The sequence below is a fragment of the Mesorhizobium sp. M1C.F.Ca.ET.210.01.1.1 genome (assembly GCF_004791585.1).
Lineage (GTDB): Bacteria > Pseudomonadota > Alphaproteobacteria > Rhizobiales > Rhizobiaceae > Mesorhizobium.
This window is the reverse complement of record NZ_SRUU01000011.1, coordinates 126,288-142,865: the sequence shown is the minus strand read 5'-3', so window position 1 is coordinate 142,865 and position 16,578 is coordinate 126,288. Positions and strand designations below refer to the sequence as shown.

Genomic DNA, 16,578 nt, shown 5'->3' with positions numbered 1-16,578 from the left:
CCCTATCGAACCCGGTCGAGCGCTTTGTAGTAGAGACCGACCATCGGCAGGAACCAGGGCTTGCCGGAATAACCGGGGATTGACGGCCACTCGAGTCCCTTCATCGGGTTGCGGTCCTCGCGGCCGAGCATGGCATCGGCCAGGATCATGCCGAGATGGGTAGATAGCTGCGCACCGTGGCCGGAATAGCCCATCGCGTACCAGACCCCGTCATGGTAGCCGGCGCGCGGAAAACGGTCCTTGGTCATGTCGACCAACCCACCCCAGCAATAGTCGATCTCGACCGTGGCAAGCTGCGGGAAGATCGCGGCGAGGCTCGCCCGCAATATTTGTCCGCTCTTGGCGTCGGAACGTTGGTCGGAGGTCGCCGAGAAGCGCGCGCGACCGCCGAAGATCAGGCGCTTGTCCGGCGAGAGCCGGAAGTAGTTGCCGATGTTCATCGAGGTCACGCATGTCCGGTTGCCCGGCATGGTCGCGGCGATCTCGGCCTCGCTCAACGGCCGCGTTGCGATGATGAAGCTGCCGACGGAGATGATCCTGCGGCGGAAATAATTGAAATTCGGCGTGGTATAAGCGCCGGTTGCCACCAGCACGTTGTCGGCGCTGATCTTGCCGCGCGAAGTGGTCAATTCATGCCTGCTACCGGCCTGCTTGCGGTCGGTCACCGCCGCGTTCTCGTGGATCACGGCACCGTGGCGCGTGGCGGCCGTGGCCAGGCCTGCCACATAGCGGCCCATGTGCATCATGGCGCTCTTCTTCGACAGCATCGCGCCATGGAAGGGCGAGCCGATCTCGGACTTGAGATCGGCGGCCGACAGCAGCGCCGTGTCCGGGTCGACCTCGGCATGGACGGCCTCGAAGTTGCGAGCGATCGCTTCGAAATGCTGCGGCTTGGAGGCGAGCTTCAGCTTGCCGGCGCGGCGGAAACTGCAGTCGATGTTTTCCTCTGCAACCAGCGCCTCGATCGTGTCGACGGAGTCGTCCAGCGCCCGGTAGAGAGCGATCGCACGTTCCTTGCCGAACTCCGCCTTGGCCGAAAGGTAGCTGTGGGCGAGGCCGTTGTTGAGGTGCCCGCCATTGCGCCCGGATGCACCCCAGCCCACGCGCTCCGCTTCCAGCACGATCACCTTGGCACCGGCCTTCGCCAATTGGCGGGCCGCGGCGAGGCCCGTGAAGCCGCCGCCTACGATGGCGGCGTCGTAATGCCCCTCGAGCTGACCTTTCACCCCGCCGGAAAAGACAGGGGCCGTGTCGTGCCAATAGGAGACGAATTTCATCGGCAGCCCGCCTGTCTCAAAGCCCGACCACGCCCGGAAGACCGGAAATATTGGCGATCTCGACATAGCCGTAATAGGGGTTGGCCGGTTCGTGGCCGCGGTTGACCCAGACCTTGTTCTTGATGCCGAGATCGTGCGCCGACATCAGGTCGTAGCGGAATGAAGACGAACAGTGAAGGATATCTTCCGGACCGCAGCCCAGCCTATCGAGCATGTATTCGAAGGCCTTGAAGCGCGGCTTGTAGGCCTGTGCCTGCTCAGCCGTGTATACGGCATGGAACGGCGCGCCGAGCTTTTCGACATTGGACATGATCTGCGTATTCATCGCATTGGAGAGGATGACCAGCGGAATTTCCTTGGCGACCTTCGCCAGCCCGGCCGGAACGTCCGCATGCGGCCCCCAGGTTGGGACGCGCTCATACACCATCTTGGCGTCGTCGGGGCTGAAGGCGACGCCGTTGCGCTTGCAGGCGCGCTCGAGCGCGTTATGGATGACGTCGGCATAAGGCTTCCAGTCGCCCAGGATCTCGTCGAGCCGGTAGGCCGCAAAATTCTTGATGAACTCCTGCATGCGCGGCTCGTCGAGCCGGCTGCCATAGAGGTCGCGCGCCGCTTCCGCCATCTGGAAATTGGTCAACGTGCCGTAGCAGTCGAAGGTGATGTATTTGGGCCTGAAAGAAGCCATGTCCGTCGATCTCCGGTGGAAGCACATCCGCGCTGGGATGTGTTTCATCATAGGCCGGCAGGCGGCGGGCCTCCTGACTGAAAAGCGCCTCCCTGAAGCAGAAAGTTCCGTATCCGCCACCCGGTTTGGCACGCTGTAGCATCTCGAGCGTCGATGGAAGCGCCGGTCGGTGGCGTAAAGCGCATCCAGTTCGATGGACGCCAGCACAAGATTCGGCGCACCCCCCGCGCAACGGCGAATGATACTGCCGAAGTCGAAACCTTCAGACGATCTGCGGCGCGCCGATGGCCGAGACTTGGGGCAGATAAAAGGATTGCCTCATGCAGCAAGGCGAGATCGAGCTCCAGGACTTCGGACCGGACCATATCGAGGGCGCGGTGGCGCTGTCTCGTCAGGAGAATTGGCCGCACCGCCCGCAAGACTGGCAGATGGCGCTGCAGCTCTCGAGCGGCGCGGTTGCGCTGGATGACCAGGGCCGGGTCGCCGGAACCATCCTGGTCACGCCTTACGGCTGGGATTGCGCGATGATCAACATGGTGATCGTCGATCAGAACGTGCGGGGCAAAGGCCTCGGGCGCAAGCTCATGGAACAGGCCTTCACCCTTGCCGGCGACCGTCCGCTGCGGCTCGTCGCGACAGCGGACGGCATGCCTCTCTACCAGAAGCTGGGCTTCGTGCCCTCCGGCACCATCCTGCAGCATCAAGGCAAGGTTGCCGAGCTTGGCATGCCCGATGGCGTGGAAGCTGCGGGCGCCGGCGATCTGCCGGAAATCAAGGCGCTGGACCGCGACGCCTACGGCGCCAACCGTGAAGCCTTGATCGATGCGCTGGCCGAGCGCGGCCAATTCGCCGTCATCCGCCGCAACGGGGCCATCGAGGCTTATGCCGCGATCCGCCCGTTCGGGCGCGGCGAGGTGATCGGTCCGGTTATCGCGGGAAGTGCCTTGGAAGCCAAGGCTCTTATTAGCTTCTTCGCCGCGACCCGCGCTGACGCATTCCTGCGCGTGGACACCGACAGCAGGACCGGCATCGCCGATTGGCTTCAGCAGGTCGGCCTTTCCCATGTCGGCGGCGGCGTGGCCATGGACCGTCCGTCCAAGAAACAAGCCGAACAGGCCAAGTCGAAAGTTTACGCCCTCGCCAACCAGGCGCTCGGCTAGTCCGGAGGACAACAATGCTCGCCAATTCCCTGGTCGAACTCGACCGCGCCCATCTCATCCACCCGGTCTCCTCATATCGCGGCCATGAGGCGCTCGGCGTGCGCGTGCTGAAATCGGCGAAGGGAGCAACCGTGACCGACGCGTCAGGCCGGCAACTTGTCGACGGCTTCGCGGGGCTGTGGTGCGTCAATGCCGGTTACGGCCACGACAGCATCGTCGAGGCGGCGGCCCGGCAGATGCGCGAGCTTCCTTACGCCACCGCCTATTTCGACCTCGGTTCTGAACCGGCCATCAGGCTCGCCTCGGAACTGGCCGAGCGCACGCCGGGAGATCTCAATCACGTCTATTTCACGCTTGGGGGATCGGACGCGGTCGACAGCACGATCCGCTTCGTCCGCTTCTACTGGAATGCCAGGGGCGAGCCGAAACGCGACCAGTTCATTTCGATCGAGCAGGGGTATCACGGGTCGTCAGTGGTCGGCGCGGGGCTGACCGCCCTGCCCGCCTTCCATGCCGGTTTCGGCATTCCCTTCGAATGGCAGCACAAGATCCCCTCGCCCTATCCCTATCGCAACCCGGTGGGCGAGGACTCCGATGCGATCATCGCCGCATCGCTTGCCGCGCTGAAGGGCAAGATCGAGGAGATCGGGCCGGAGCGGGTCGCTGCCTTCTATGCCGAGCCGATCCAGGGCTCGGGCGGCGTCATCGTCCCGCCGAAAGGCTGGATAAAGGCGATGCGCGAGCTCTGCCGGGAATACGGCATCCTGTTCATTGCCGACGAGGTGATCACTGGCTTCGGCCGCACGGGGCCGTTGTTCGCCTGCACGGACGAGGACATCGTTCCCGATTTCATGACGACCGCGAAGGGGTTGACCTCAGGCTATGTTCCGATGGGCGCGGTGTTCATGGCCGACCATGTCTACAACGTCATCGCCGACGGCGCGGGCAACGCGGCGGTCGGCCACGGCTACACCTATTCGGCCCATCCGGTCAGCGCTGCCGTCGCGCTCGAAGTGTTGAAACTCTATGAGGACGGCCTTCTGGAGAACGGCGCCAGGGCGGGCGCTCGCCTGATGGCGGGCTTGGCAGACCTGAGCGACCACCCACTGGTCGGCGACGTGCGTGGCCGCGGCATGCTCGCGGCGATCGAGCTCGTGGTCGACAAACAGAAGAAGACGCCGCTTCCCGCCGCGGCTATGCCGGCCCGGCGCGTGTTCGACAGGGCATGGGACAACGGCCTCATCATCCGCGCCTTCGCGCATGGGGTTCTCGGCTATGCGCCCCCGCTCTGCTGCACCGAGAGCAACATCGATGCGATCATCGAGCGCACGCGACGGACGCTGGACCAGACGCTGGACGACGCGGATGTCCGCCAGGCGCTGGCATGACGGGCGGCGAAATATTCGTGTTTCGAAATATCGCCGGGGCGGACGATTTCGCAATTTTGTGCCGCAGCCCCGCGCCTTTTCGGCGAATCCAGCGCAGGGGAAGTGCCAGACTGCTTTTGAAGACAAGGCCAGAAAGCCCGAATTTCCGGACTTTTGAAAAGGGCCGACGCCCCGGACAGCACGGAATTTTGTTCTGTTCAGCATGATGCAATTCGGTCGCGCGCAGAGGAGAGCCAGTCTTGGCCAGGGGCTTTAGCGAATTCAAATACATGACCTTCGATGTGGTCGGCACGCTGATCGATTTCGAGGGCGGCATCACGAGCTGCCTGGCCGGAATTGCGGCCGAGGCAGGTGTCTCCGTCGACGGTGAGGAGGCATTGGCCCTTTACCGGCAGGCTCGCTACATGCCCGATGCGGACCTATTCCCTGACGATCTTGCGCGCGTCTACATGGTCATCGCGCCCCGGCTCGGTCTGCCGGCCGAGGAGAAATACGGCGTCCGCCTGCGGAATTCAGCCGGCCTCTGGCAGGGCTTTCCCGACAGCGCTGCGGCATTGGCCAGTCTCGCGAAGTCGCACAAGCTGATCGCCATGACCAATGCCCGGCGCTGGGCGCTCGACCATTTCGAGAAGCAACTCGGATCGCCCTTCTTCGCCACCTTCACAGCCGACGATACCGGCGCGGAGAAGCCCGACCCGGCCTTCTTCCATAAGGTCTTCGATTTCGTGGCCTCCCGCGGCGACAGCAAGGACGACATCCTGCATGTCGCGCAAAGCCAGTATCACGACATCGGCATCTCCCGGGCGCTTGGCCTGACCAATTGCTGGATCGAGCGCCGTCATGCCCAGAAAGGCTACGGCGGCACGATAGAGCCCGAGACCTTTACCGTGCCGGACTACCACTTCACCTCGATGGCCGCGTTTGCGGCGGCCGTGCGGGAGAGCCTGAAGGAACGAACCTGAGCCCAAGTTCGGAAAGGCGCGCGATAAGACGGGCATTCCGGCGAAACCATCAGAAAGGGGAATGACATGACCGACAAGATCACGAACTGGACCAGAGCGGACGATGCCACGGTCGAAAACGCCATTCGACGGGGCGCCAGCCGCCGCGAACTCCTCAAGATGCTGCTGGCCGGCGGCGCCGCGGTTGCCGCAGGCAGCGTCGTGCTTGGCCGCGCCACGCAAGCCGTCGCCGCCACGCCGGTTTCCGGTGGAAATTTCAAGGCGGCCGGCTGGTCGTCCTCGACCGCCGATACGCTCGATCCGGCAAAGGCGTCGCTCTCCACCGACTATGTCCGTTGCTGCTCGCTCTACAACCGCCTGACTTTCCTCGACAAGGACGGCGTCACGCAGATGGAGCTGGCCGAAAGCTTCGACAGCAAGGACGCCAAGACCTGGACCGTGAAGCTGCGCAAGGGTGTCACCTTCCACGACGGCAAGGACTTGACCGCTGACGACGTTGTCTTCTCCCTGAAACGCCATCTCGACAAAGCGGTCGGCTCCAAGGTCGCCAAGATCGCCGCGCAGATGACCGGCTTCAAGGCGGTCGACAAGTCGACCGTCGAAATCACGCTTGCCGATCCCAATGCCGACCTGCCGACCATCCTGGCCCTGCATCACTTCATGATCGTCCAGGACGGCACCACGGATTTCTCGAAGGGCAACGGCACGGGCGCCTTCGTGCTGGAAACGTTCGAGCCGGGCGTGCGGTCGGTCGTGACCAAGAACAAGAACTACTGGAAGTCGGGCAAGCCTTATCTCGACTCGTTCGAGTTCATCGCCATCAGCGATGACAGCGCCCGCGTCAACGCACTGCTTTCCGGCGACATCAATTTTGCCGCCTCGATCAATCCGCGTGCGATGAAGCTCATCAGCGGTCAGCAGGGCTTTGAACTGTCGAAGACCACATCGGGCAACTACACGGACCTCAACATCCGCCTCGATATGGATCCCGGCAGCAAGGCCGACTTCGTGACCGGCATGAAGTATCTCGTCAACCGTGAGCAGATCGTCAAATCGGCCTTGCGCGGCCTCGGCGAAATCGGCAACGACCAGCCCGTCTCGCCAGCGAACATCTTCCACAACGCCGACCTCAAGCCGAAGGCGTTCGACCCCGACAAGGCGAAGTTCCACTTCCAGAAGTCGGGCCTGCTCGGCCAGTCCATCCCTGTGATCGCCTCCGAAGCCGCTACCTCGTCGATCGACATGGCGGTGATCATCCAGGCCGCCGGCGCGGATATCGGCATGAAGCTCGACGTCCAGCGCGTTCCGTCCGACGGCTACTGGGACAATTACTGGCTCAAGGCGCCTGTCCATTTCGGCAACATCAATCCGCGCCCGACGCCGGACATCCTGTTCTCGCTCCTCTACGCCTCCAATGCGCCCTGGAACGAAAGCCAGTACAAGTCCGAGAAGTTCGACAAGCTGCTCATCGAGGCGCGCGGTTCGCTCGACCAGGCCAAGCGCAAGGAAATCTACGGCCAGATGCAGGGAATGATCGCCGAAGAGGCCGGCACCATCATCCCAGCCTATATTTCCAACGTCGATGCCCTCTCCAGCAAGGTGAAGGGTTTGGAAGCGAACCCGCTCGGTGGCATGATGGGCTACGCAATGGCGGAATACCTCTGGCTCGAAGCCTGAGAGGCGCCTGCCGGGGACCGGTCAGCCGGCCCCCGGCACTGCATTGCGCAACATTGTCCGGCTGAACGAAACCGCAGGGAGCTTCCATGAAGTCTGGGGTTCTGAACCTCGTGCTGAAGCGGTTGGCGGTCGCGGTCGTCACCCTTCTGATCGTCCTGTTCGCCGTGTTTTTCGCCACCAGCATGCTGCCTGGCGATACCGCGTCGATCCTGCTCGGCCAGGCGGCGACTCCGGAAGCGGTCGCCGGCCTGCGCGAGGCCATGCATCTCAACGATCCGGCAATCCTTCGCTTCCTGCGCTGGCTTCTCGGCCTGCTCCACGGCGACCTTGGCACTTCCTATGCCAACGAGATGCCGGTGGCGGCGCTGATTGGCGGGCGCTTCGTCAACACCATGAAGCTCGCCGGCATCACCACGCTGATCTCGGTGCCGCTGGCGCTGACGCTCGGCATCACCGCCGCGATGCTGCGCGGCTCCTTCTTCGACCGCGCAGTCACCATCCTTTCGATCGGCGTCATCTCCGTGCCTGAGTTCATGGTCGCGACGCTGGCGGTCCTGCTCTTCGCCGTTTATCTCAGATGGCTGCCGGCGCTGTCCTCGGTCAATGAGGCGCACTCGCTTGCCGATCTCGTGCGCATCTTTGCGATGCCGGTGATCACGCTCACCTTCGTCATCTCCGCCCAGATGATCCGCATGACTCGCGCCGCGGTGATCGAAACGCTGTCCACGCCTTATGTCGAGATGGCGCTTCTCAAGGGCGCCTCGCGCAGCCGCATGGTGCTGAGGCATGCGCTTCCCAACGCCCTTGGCCCGATCGTCAACGCGGTCGCGCTCTCGCTGTCCTATCTGGTCGGTGGCGTCATCATCGTGGAGACGATCTTCAACTATCCCGGCATCGCCAAGCTGATGGTCGATGCGGTCGCGACCCGCGACCTGCCGCTGATCCAGAGCTGCGCGATGATCTTCTGCCTCGGCTATCTCCTGCTCATCACGGCGGCCGACATCGTCGCCATCATGTCCAACCCGAGGCTCAGATGACGATGGCGCGCGCGGTATCCTCCCGACGGTCCCTCCTGGGCCACAGCTATAACCTCGTGGGCGTCGTGGCCTCGCTGGTCATCCTAGCGTGGACGCTTGTCGCCATCTTCGCGCCCTACGTCATCCCCCACCCGATTGGAGACATCGTCGACGACGACTATTTCGGCCCGATGCGCCAGGGACTGTGGCTCGGTTCGGATTATCTGGGCCGGGACATGCTCTCGCGGGTTCTGATGGGCGCGCGCTACACCGTCGGCATATCGCTCGCGGCCGTCTCTATCGCCTGCTTTTCGGGTGTCGTGCTGGGGATGATAGCGGCCGTCACCGGCGGCTGGCTCGACACCTGCCTCAGTCGCTTCCTCGACGCCATGAACTCCATTCCCAGCAAGCTGTTCGGTCTTGTGGTCGTCGCCGCGGTCGGCTCGTCGATCCCGGTGCTGATCCTGACGCTCGCCGTCATCTATATTCCGGGCGCCTACCGCTTCGCGCGGGCGCTTGCGGTCAACATCAACACCATGGACTTCATGACCGTCGCCCGCGTGCGCGGCGAAAGCACCGTCTATCTCATCGGCTCCGAGATCCTGCCCAACATCATCCGCCCGGTGCTGGCCGACTTCGGCCTGCGCTTCGTCTTCATCGTGCTCTTGCTCTCGGGCTTGTCTTTCCTTGGGCTTGGCCTGCAGCCGCCTCTAGCCGACTGGGGTGCGCTGGTGCGCGAGAATATCGGCGGCCTGCCCTTCGCGGCTCCCGCCGTCATCGTGCCCTCGCTGGCGATCGCCAGCCTCACCATCAGCGTCAACCTGCTGATCGACAACCTGCCGCAGAAGATCAGGGACAGGGACGCATGACCAATCTCGTCGAGGTCAGAAATCTGAAGATCGAGGCGACGACCGACGCCGGACGTGTCGTCGATATCATCAAGGGCGTCAGCCTCGACATCGCCGACGGCGAGATCGTCGCCCTGATCGGCGAGAGCGGCTCCGGCAAGACGACCGTGGCGCTCTCGCTGATGGGCTACGCGCGGCCCGGCTGCCGCATCACCGGCGGCGAGATCAACGTCAACGGCAAGGACATGGCCGCGCTTTCCGAGAAGGAACGAGCGAGGCTGCGCGGCACCGATATTGCCTATGTCCCGCAAAGTGCCGCTGCCTCGTTCAACCCGTCGTCCACGATCATGGAACAGGTGATCGAGGTGACGCGCATCCACAAGCTGATGCCGCCCGAACAGGCGCGCCGGCGCGCGGTCGAGCTGTTCAGGGCCTTGTCGCTGCCGGATCCGGATGGGATCGGCGCCCGCTATCCGCACCAGGTTTCGGGTGGGCAATTGCAGCGGCTGGGAGCGGCCATGGCGCTCATCGGCGATCCCAAGCTGGTCATTTTCGACGAGCCGACGACGGCGCTCGACGTGACGACGCAGATCGACGTGCTGAAGGCATTCAAGTCGGTCATGCGGGCGGGCGGGATAGCGGGCGTCTACGTTTCCCACGACCTCGCGGTCGTCGCCCAGATCGCAGACCGCATCGTGGTGCTGAAGGGCGGCGAAGTGCAGGAAACCGGAACGACCGGGGAGATTCTTTCAACGGCCCAGCATCCCTACACCCGGGAATTGCTGGCCGCCTTCGAACCGAAGCGGCGGCAGGCGCTGGCCGACGCGGATGCCGGAAAGAAAGAGCTGCTGCGTATCGACAATCTGACCGCCGGCTACGGCCCGGTACGAGATGACGGACTGCCGCTTGTCCGGGCAGTCGATTCCGTCAGTCTGGTCGTGGAAAAGGGGCGCAATCTCGGCGTCATCGGCGAATCCGGCTGCGGAAAATCGACGCTGGCACGGGTCATCGCCGGCATCCACCCGGCGGCCGCTGGCGAGATCGTCTTCGACGGCAAGGAATTGGAGCGCGCGGCCAGGAAACGCGGCCAAGATCAGCTTCGCGAGATGCAGATCGTGTTCCAATATGCCGATACCGCGCTCAATCCGGCCAAGCCGGTGGAGGACATCATCTCGCGGCCGCTGGCTTTCTATCACGGGCTCGACAGGCAGGCGCGCTCGAAGCGCGTCGACGAACTGCTCGACATGGTGCGCCTGCCGAGGGCGCTTCGCTACCGTCATCCATCGGAGCTCTCGGGCGGCCAGAAGCAGCGCGTGAACTTTGCTCGCGCGTTGGCCGCGGATCCCAAGCTCATCATCTGCGACGAGATCACCTCGGCGCTCGACACGGTGGTGGCGTCCGCCGTGATCGAATTGCTCAAGGAGCTGCAGCGCGAGCTGGGACTCTCCTACATCTTCATTAGCCACGACCTTTCCGTCGTCGAGGCCATCTGCGATCAGATCATGGTCATGTACAATGGCGAGCGGGTGGAGCAGATCACACCCGACAAGGTGAAGACGCCCGCCCACCCCTACTCCAAGCTTCTGTTCTCCTCGGTGCCGAAGCTCGACCCGACCTGGCTCGACGGCCTCGTCCGCGACCCCGCGCTGGTCAGCCAGTACGGTCACCGCTAGAGCAATTCCAGGAAAAGTGTGTAACGGTTTTCCGTCCGGAATTGCGTAAAAACAAATACTTAGAGCGGTTCGGCGATCTATGAATCGCTGAAACGCTCTTGCACATGTCTCCCGAAAGTGGGAACCGGTTTCGGGAGGCATGCGCAAAATCAAAGTGCTACAGCGGCTGAGCCTCACATCGGAAACAGGCTGGGCAGCGGCATGTGCGTCTTGACGATGGGCGACTTCAGCACCACGAACGAGAAATACTTGTCGATGCCGATATCCATGTCGGTCAGCCGTTCCATGATCGTCTGGTACTCGCCGATGCCGGCGGTCACGAATTTCATCAGATAGTCATAGCCGCCTGACACGAGGTGGCATTCGATGACCTGGTCGATTTTCTCCACGACAGCCAGAAAGCGGGCGAAGTCGACCTGGCGATGGTTCTTCAAGGTGATCTCGGTGAAGACGGTCAGCGTCTGACCGAGCTTGCCGAGATTGACCTGAGCGGAATAGCCTTCGATATAGCCTTCCGACTGGAGTTTCTTGACCCGCATCAGGCATGGGCTGGGCGACAGGTGCACCAACTCGGCCAGTTCCACATTGGTGATGCGGCCGTTTTTCTGCAGTTCGTGCAGAATCTTGATATCGATCCGATCCAGTTTCACGGCCGTCTCCACAGAGCGCACGCCACAGCACAAAATGCCGCGTTGCCATTGGCCATCGACACTACCACAGCTCACTGGCCTGTCCATCAGCGCGGACACCGCTTTGAAACGCATCGGCTCCCGATTTCCACCGGACCGCCGGAATAAAATTCTGCCTTGGTCCTAACTGCAGCAGCGGCTGCCTGCGCAACGCGCTAGATTGACGCTTCAAGGTGGAGAGACGATGCGCGCGCCGTTGCAGCAAATCGAGACGTCCGGCGAACTGCCGCAATCCGCGGACGCGGTGGTGATCGGCGGCGGCATCGTCGGTGTCTTCGCGGCCTATTATCTGGCGCGGCGCGGCATGAAAATCGCGCTTGTCGAAAAGGGCCGCATCGGCGCCGAGCAGTCTTCGCGGAACTGGGGCTGGTGCCGTCAGCAGAACCGCGATGCCCGCGAGCTGCCGATGGCGACCCGAAGCCTTGATCTGTGGCAGCGCTTTGCAGCGGAGACCGGCGAGGACACCGGCTTCCGCCGCTGCGGCCTGCTTTATCTCAGTAATGACGAAGCGGAGTTGGCCGGTTGGGCGCGCTGGCGCGACTTCGCCAGGACGGCCGGCGTCACCACGCATATTTTGGACAGCGCCGAGGCCAGCGCGCGCGGCCGCGCCACGGGCCGGACGTGGAAGGGCGGCGTCTTCTCGCCGACCGACGGCACCGCCGATCCGTCGCGGGCCGCGCCCGCGGTCGCCCGCGCAATTCTGAAGCTCGGCGGCAGCGTGCACCAGAATTGCGCCGCGCGCGGCATCGAAACCGAGGGCGGGCGCTTGAGCGGCGTGGTCGCCGAAAGCGGAACGATCCGGACGAAGGTGGCGATCATGGCCGGCGGTGCCTGGGCGTCCTCCTTTTGCAACCAGTTCGATTTCCGCTTTCCGCAGGCGTCTGTCCGCTCCTCCATCCTGTCCGTATCGCCCGGCGCCGAGGGCCTGCCGGACGCGCTCCACACGGCGCGGATCTCGGCCACGCGTCGCGGCGACGGCGGCTACACGCTTGCCATCAGCGGACGCGGGCGCGTAGACGTGACGCCACAGCAGTTGCGCTTCTCGTCGCAGTTCCTTCCCATGTTCCTGAAGCGCTGGCGAAGCCTCGCGCCCGGCGGCCTGCAGGGCATGCGCTCCGGCCACGAAACGCTTAAGCGCTGGCGGCTCGACCGGCCGACGCCGATGGAGCGGATGCGCATCCTCGATCCGGTCCCTGACCAGGCGACGATCCGCCTGACCCACGCCCGGGCACTCGAACTGCTGCCCGATCTCAGAAAGACCAGGATCAGCGCGGCCTGGGCCGGCTACATCGACAGCACGCCGGACGGCGTACCCGCCATCGGCGAGATTGACGCCGTTCCAGGTTTCTTTCTGGCCGCCGGGTTTTCGGGGCACGGCTTCGGCATCGGGCCCGGCGCCGGGCACCTCGTCGCCGATCTGGTGACCGCGTCGGAACCGATCGTCGATGCGACATCCTACGATCCACGGCGCTTCGACGCGTCCGCCTGGGGGAAGGTCGCCGATTTCTAAGGGATGTTCCTTGTCGGCACCCGGGGCAGCCTCCGCAATTGCATCAATCCTCCCGCAGAAAAGCGCCGATCGGCGCCGGTCGGACTGGCGCCTGGCCTCGGAACCGGCCGACAGCACCGGCGGTGCAGCCGGCCCGCTCTGCGACAAGCTCGACGGCGGCCAGTTGGCAATAGCGTCCCTGGCAGCGACCCATGCCGACGCGCGACAGCGATTTCACCCTGTTGGCCTCGCCGCCGCTGTGTTCCACGCTCTCGCGTATGGCTCCAGCATTCACGTTCTCGCAACGGCAGACGATTTCATCGTTGGGAAGCGACCGCGCCATCGCGTCCGGCCATGGAAAGGCGGTCGCCAGACCGCGGGCAAAGCGTTCGAGCCGCGCGAGTTTGCGCAGGTCGGCGCTGGCGGAGGGCGCCGGACGTCCGAGATCGGCAAGGCATGCTGCCGCCGCAAGGCGCCCCGCGATCTCCGCTCCGTCCGCCCCCAGGAGTTGAAGGCCGTCGCCGGCAAGGTAGACCCCGTTGCCGGCACGCCCCATTTCGTCGGCCTTGGGCAGCCATTGCCGCCACTGTTCGTCATAGGTGAAGGCGCAGCCGGCCAAGTCTGCCAGATGCGTCTCAGCCCGCAGATGCCAGCCCATGCCGATCATGTCGCACGGGGTGAGGCGCTGCATTCCGCCGGCATCGCGCCAACGCATCGCCGTGACACCGGACGCATCCGCCTCGATCCGTTCCAGCTTCACTCCCGCATGATAGCGGCCGCCGAGCCTCGCCCGCAGCGCCAGACCGCGCAGCGCGACGACCGGGCGAACGGCAAGTCCTAAGAAGCCGCGCATCTGTCGGCGCCATGGCGAGGTGTCGAGCACCGCCGCCACATCGGCTCCAGCCTTCACGAGTTGCGCGCCGACCAGCGTCAGCAAGGGCCCCGATCCCATCAGGACGATGCGCCGCCCGAGCGCGACGGCTTGCGCCTTGAGCGCGATCTGCGCCGCGCCAAGGCTGTAGACCCCGGCGCTCTGCCAGCCTGGGACCGGCGCGACGCGGTCGGACGCGCCCGTGGCAAGGATCAGCCGGTCATAGCCGATCACCTCCACGCCGCCCTCGCCCAGCACGTGCAGCCGCCCCTCGTACACGGCGATGACGGAGCTTAGCGCGCGATGGGTGAGCCGCCCCTCTTCGGCCAGCCGGTCGAACAGCGCATGCAGCGCGCATGCCTTGGCTGCCTCCGACCCGTAGAGCTCTTCCGGCGTGCGGGTAAACCCGGCAGGCGGACGACGATAGATCTGCCCGCCCGCGCGATTGCTTTCATCGATCACCACCGGATGGAGCCCGGCATTGACCAGCGTCGCCGCGGCCCTTATGCCGGCCGGACCGGCACCTACGATCACGATCCGCGGCGACGACGTCTCGCTCACGGCCAACTCTCCGGCGGCGTCGTGCGCAGCCGCATGCCTTCAGTGACTGGGGTTGTGCACGCGCGCATACGCGGCCCCTCCTCCTGCCACACCCAGCAATCCTGGCAGGCTCCCATCAGGCAGAAGCCGGCCCGCAGCTCGGGGCCGAACTCGGACTTTCGCAGCGCACAGCCCGACGCCAGCACGGCGGTCAGCACCGTGTCGCCCGCCAGCGCGCCGCGCATCTCACCGTCAAGAAGGAACTGCACCTTTGCCCGATCGCGCTCGGCCAGCCGAACGATGCGGCCGTCCGTGATCATTCCGCCGCCTCTCGCACTGGGTCAGCACGAGGCAGTTCGGGGAAGCGTTCGCAAACCGCGTCGAAGGCCGCCTGGACGCCCTCCGGCCCGGAGCGCCCTTTCATGCGGCGGAAGATCTCGGTCTTGGCAAAGAACCGCCAATGGATCGGCAAAGCATCCAGCAAAGCGTGGAGCCGGTCATAGGCCGCCGGCGTCCACTGCGCTTCGTAGCCGTCGCGCTCCGGACCGAAATGGAAATGACCGGCAGAGGGCTGATGCCCAGCGCGCAGCCGCTGCGTCGCCTGCTCGTCGACCGCGCCGGCACGGATGATGACGCCATAGTCGCGTTCGGCGGCAGTTGCCGAGACATAGCCACGCCGCACGTCTTGCGCGACCCGCCATGGGTCGCGTTCATATGGATCGCCGCGCCCGCCGCCGCCGGCGGAGCGGATCTCGAGCACGTCGCCCGGCTGCAGGACAGCGGTGTCGATGTTGCCCAGCCGCCGCTCGTGGTCGGTCCCCGGATTGACGACCATGTCCGACAGGCCCGCCGCCTTACCGCCCAGCACGCCCCACGGACGGAAAAAGCTGCGGTCGCGGTTTCGCGCCGTGATCCTGGAATCGGGGGCGAAGACGCGGAAGGCCATCTCGGTCGCCAACCCGCCGCGCCAGCGGCCGGCGCCGCCGCTGTCCTTGGCGAGCCCGTATCTGACGAATTCGACCGGGGTCTCGGTCTCGGTGATCTCGATCGGCGTGTTCTTGAGATACGCGGCATCGGCGCCCGATCCGTTGGTGCCGTCGCGATGCGGCATGGCGCCGCCGCCGCCCACCACCGGGTTCACCGCCGCGATGACGCTCCGGCTGGTGCGCTCATCGATTGTCATGACGTTGACGATGCAGTTGTTGCCGGCCGGAGCCGCCGGCAGGCGCGCCGGCACGGCCTGAGAGAAGGCGCCGAAGATGACCGACCGCAGCCTGGCACAAGTGAGCGAACGCATGCCAACGGCCGCGGGGTGGACCGGGTTCAGCACGGAGCCTTGCGGCGTGATGCAGGTGAAGGGCCGGGTGAGGCCGGTGTTGAGCAGTATCTTCGGGTTGAGCGTGTAGAGAACATAGTAGACGCCGACCAGCAGCATGGTGTGGCGCGGGTCGCCGCCCGAGGGCACGTTGAGCGAGGAGCCTAGCTGCGGGTCGGAGCCGGTGAAGTCGAGCACCGCCTCGTCGCCCTTGATCGTCAGCCTGAGCTTCAGCCGGCAGGGATTGGCCTCGACCGAATCCTCATCCGCATAATCGGCGAACTCCCAGGTGCCGTCGGGCATGGAGCGCAGCACGTCGCGCGCCTGCGCCTCCGCATGGTCGAGGAGCGCGGCAACGCCTTCGATGAAGCCGGCCTTGCCAAACTTCCTCACCATCGCCTGGATCTTGCGCTCGCCGGTGTTGAGCGCGCCGACCAGCGCCTTGATGTCGCCGATGTTGAGGTCGGGCTTGCGAACATTGGTGCTCATGATCCTGAGGATCGTCTCGTCGAAGACGCCCTCCTTCACCAGCTTCATCGGCGGAAAGCGGATGCCTTCCTGATGGATTTCGGTCAGCGCCCGGCTGAGCGAAGCCGGCACCGCCCCGCCCATGTCGGTGTTGTGGATATGCCCTCCGGCCCAGGCGACGATCTCGCCGTCGACGAAGACCGGCTTCCACAAATGCGTGTCGGGCGCGTGCGTGGCGACGTGGCCGGAATAGGGATCGTTGGTGAATGCGACGTCGCCCGGCCGGTAATCGTCGACCATCGCGATCGCGCGGTGATAGGACAGGCCCGGATACCAGGTGGCGCCAAGCTCCATCGGGACGGCGAAGGTCGCCCCCGAACGGTCCATCAGCATCACGGTGAAGTCCTGCGTCTCCTTGACGAAGGCGGAGTGCGCGGTGCGGTGCAGCGTGTGGGCCATGTTCTCGGCCGCCGCCCGGGCATGGTTCGCCAGAACCTGCAGGTTTGTCCGGTCAAACATA

General features: G+C 64.7%; 14 protein-coding genes. 8 read left to right on the top strand and 6 right to left on the bottom strand.

Features of this window, described 5'->3' with window-relative positions:
• Positions 1–2: 2 nt before the first annotated feature.
• Positions 3–1,277 (bottom strand): FAD-binding oxidoreductase, encoded by a 1,275-nt coding sequence (locus EN853_RS14985; protein ID WP_127860533.1) that lies wholly within the window; start codon positions 1,275–1,277, stop codon positions 3–5.
• 16 nt (positions 1,278–1,293) lie between these two features.
• Positions 1,294–1,962 (bottom strand): haloacid dehalogenase type II, encoded by a 669-nt coding sequence (locus EN853_RS14980; protein WP_127860532.1) that lies wholly within the window; start codon positions 1,960–1,962, stop codon positions 1,294–1,296.
• Positions 1,963–2,282: 320 nt separating this feature from the next.
• On the opposite strand from EN853_RS14980, the gene EN853_RS14975 reads away from it, so the two are divergent.
• The 7 genes from EN853_RS14975 to EN853_RS14945 all read left to right on the top strand — a co-directional run bounded on the left by EN853_RS14975 (position 2,283) and on the right by EN853_RS14945 (position 10,686).
• Entirely contained in the window at positions 2,283–3,122 is an 840-nt protein-coding gene (locus EN853_RS14975) for a GNAT family N-acetyltransferase (protein ID WP_127860531.1), read from the top strand.
• Positions 3,123–3,136: 14 nt separating this feature from the next.
• A complete protein-coding gene (locus EN853_RS14970; protein ID WP_127860530.1) occupies positions 3,137–4,510 on the top strand; it encodes an aspartate aminotransferase family protein in 1,374 nt (457 codons plus the stop codon).
• Positions 4,511–4,749: 239 nt separating this feature from the next.
• Positions 4,750–5,472, top strand: coding sequence for an HAD-IA family hydrolase (locus EN853_RS14965; protein WP_127860529.1), 723 nt, complete (start codon positions 4,750–4,752; stop codon positions 5,470–5,472).
• Between the two features lie 66 nt (positions 5,473–5,538).
• The gene (locus tag EN853_RS14960) at positions 5,539–7,149 is read left to right on the top strand and encodes an ABC transporter substrate-binding protein (protein WP_127860528.1); all 1,611 of its coding nucleotides are present in this window, start codon (positions 5,539–5,541) and stop codon (positions 7,147–7,149) included.
• 86 nt (positions 7,150–7,235) lie between these two features.
• Positions 7,236–8,186: an ABC transporter permease gene (locus tag EN853_RS14955; RefSeq protein WP_127860527.1), complete on the top strand. Its 951-nt coding sequence runs from the start codon at positions 7,236–7,238 to the stop codon at positions 8,184–8,186.
• Positions 8,183–9,034, top strand: a complete 852-nt coding sequence (locus tag EN853_RS14950) for an ABC transporter permease (protein ID WP_127860526.1) — start codon at positions 8,183–8,185, stop codon at positions 9,032–9,034. Before EN853_RS14955 ends, EN853_RS14950 begins: the two co-directional genes overlap by 4 nt.
• On the top strand, positions 9,031–10,686 hold the full coding sequence (locus EN853_RS14945) for an ABC transporter ATP-binding protein (protein WP_127860525.1): 1,656 nt from the start codon (positions 9,031–9,033) through the stop codon (positions 10,684–10,686). The genes EN853_RS14950 and EN853_RS14945 overlap by 4 nt, the downstream gene beginning before the upstream one ends.
• Positions 10,687–10,859: 173 nt before the next feature.
• Here the strand turns inward: EN853_RS14945 and EN853_RS14940 are convergent, their stop codons facing one another.
• On the bottom strand, positions 10,860–11,336 hold the full coding sequence (locus EN853_RS14940; protein WP_127860524.1) for an Lrp/AsnC family transcriptional regulator: 477 nt from the start codon (positions 11,334–11,336) through the stop codon (positions 10,860–10,862).
• A gap of 223 nt (positions 11,337–11,559) precedes the next feature.
• Here EN853_RS14940 and EN853_RS14935 point away from each other — a divergent pair, with 223 nt between their 5' ends.
• On the top strand, positions 11,560–12,885 hold the full coding sequence (locus EN853_RS14935) for an FAD-binding oxidoreductase (RefSeq protein WP_127860523.1): 1,326 nt from the start codon (positions 11,560–11,562) through the stop codon (positions 12,883–12,885).
• Between the two features lie 43 nt (positions 12,886–12,928).
• Here the strand turns inward: EN853_RS14935 and EN853_RS14930 are convergent, their stop codons facing one another.
• The 3 genes from EN853_RS14930 to EN853_RS14920 are packed head-to-tail and all read right to left on the bottom strand — an operon-like array spanning position 12,929 to position 16,577.
• Positions 12,929–14,296 (bottom strand): FAD/NAD(P)-binding oxidoreductase, encoded by a 1,368-nt coding sequence (locus EN853_RS14930; protein WP_127860594.1) that lies wholly within the window; start codon positions 14,294–14,296, stop codon positions 12,929–12,931.
• Positions 14,293–14,595 (bottom strand): (2Fe-2S)-binding protein, encoded by a 303-nt coding sequence (locus EN853_RS14925; protein WP_127860522.1) that lies wholly within the window; start codon positions 14,593–14,595, stop codon positions 14,293–14,295. The genes EN853_RS14930 and EN853_RS14925 overlap by 4 nt, the downstream gene beginning before the upstream one ends.
• Positions 14,592–16,577: a hydantoinase B/oxoprolinase family protein gene (locus EN853_RS14920; RefSeq protein WP_127860521.1), complete on the bottom strand. Its 1,986-nt coding sequence runs from the start codon at positions 16,575–16,577 to the stop codon at positions 14,592–14,594. The genes EN853_RS14925 and EN853_RS14920 overlap by 4 nt, the downstream gene beginning before the upstream one ends.
• Position 16,578 lies beyond the last annotated feature (1 nt).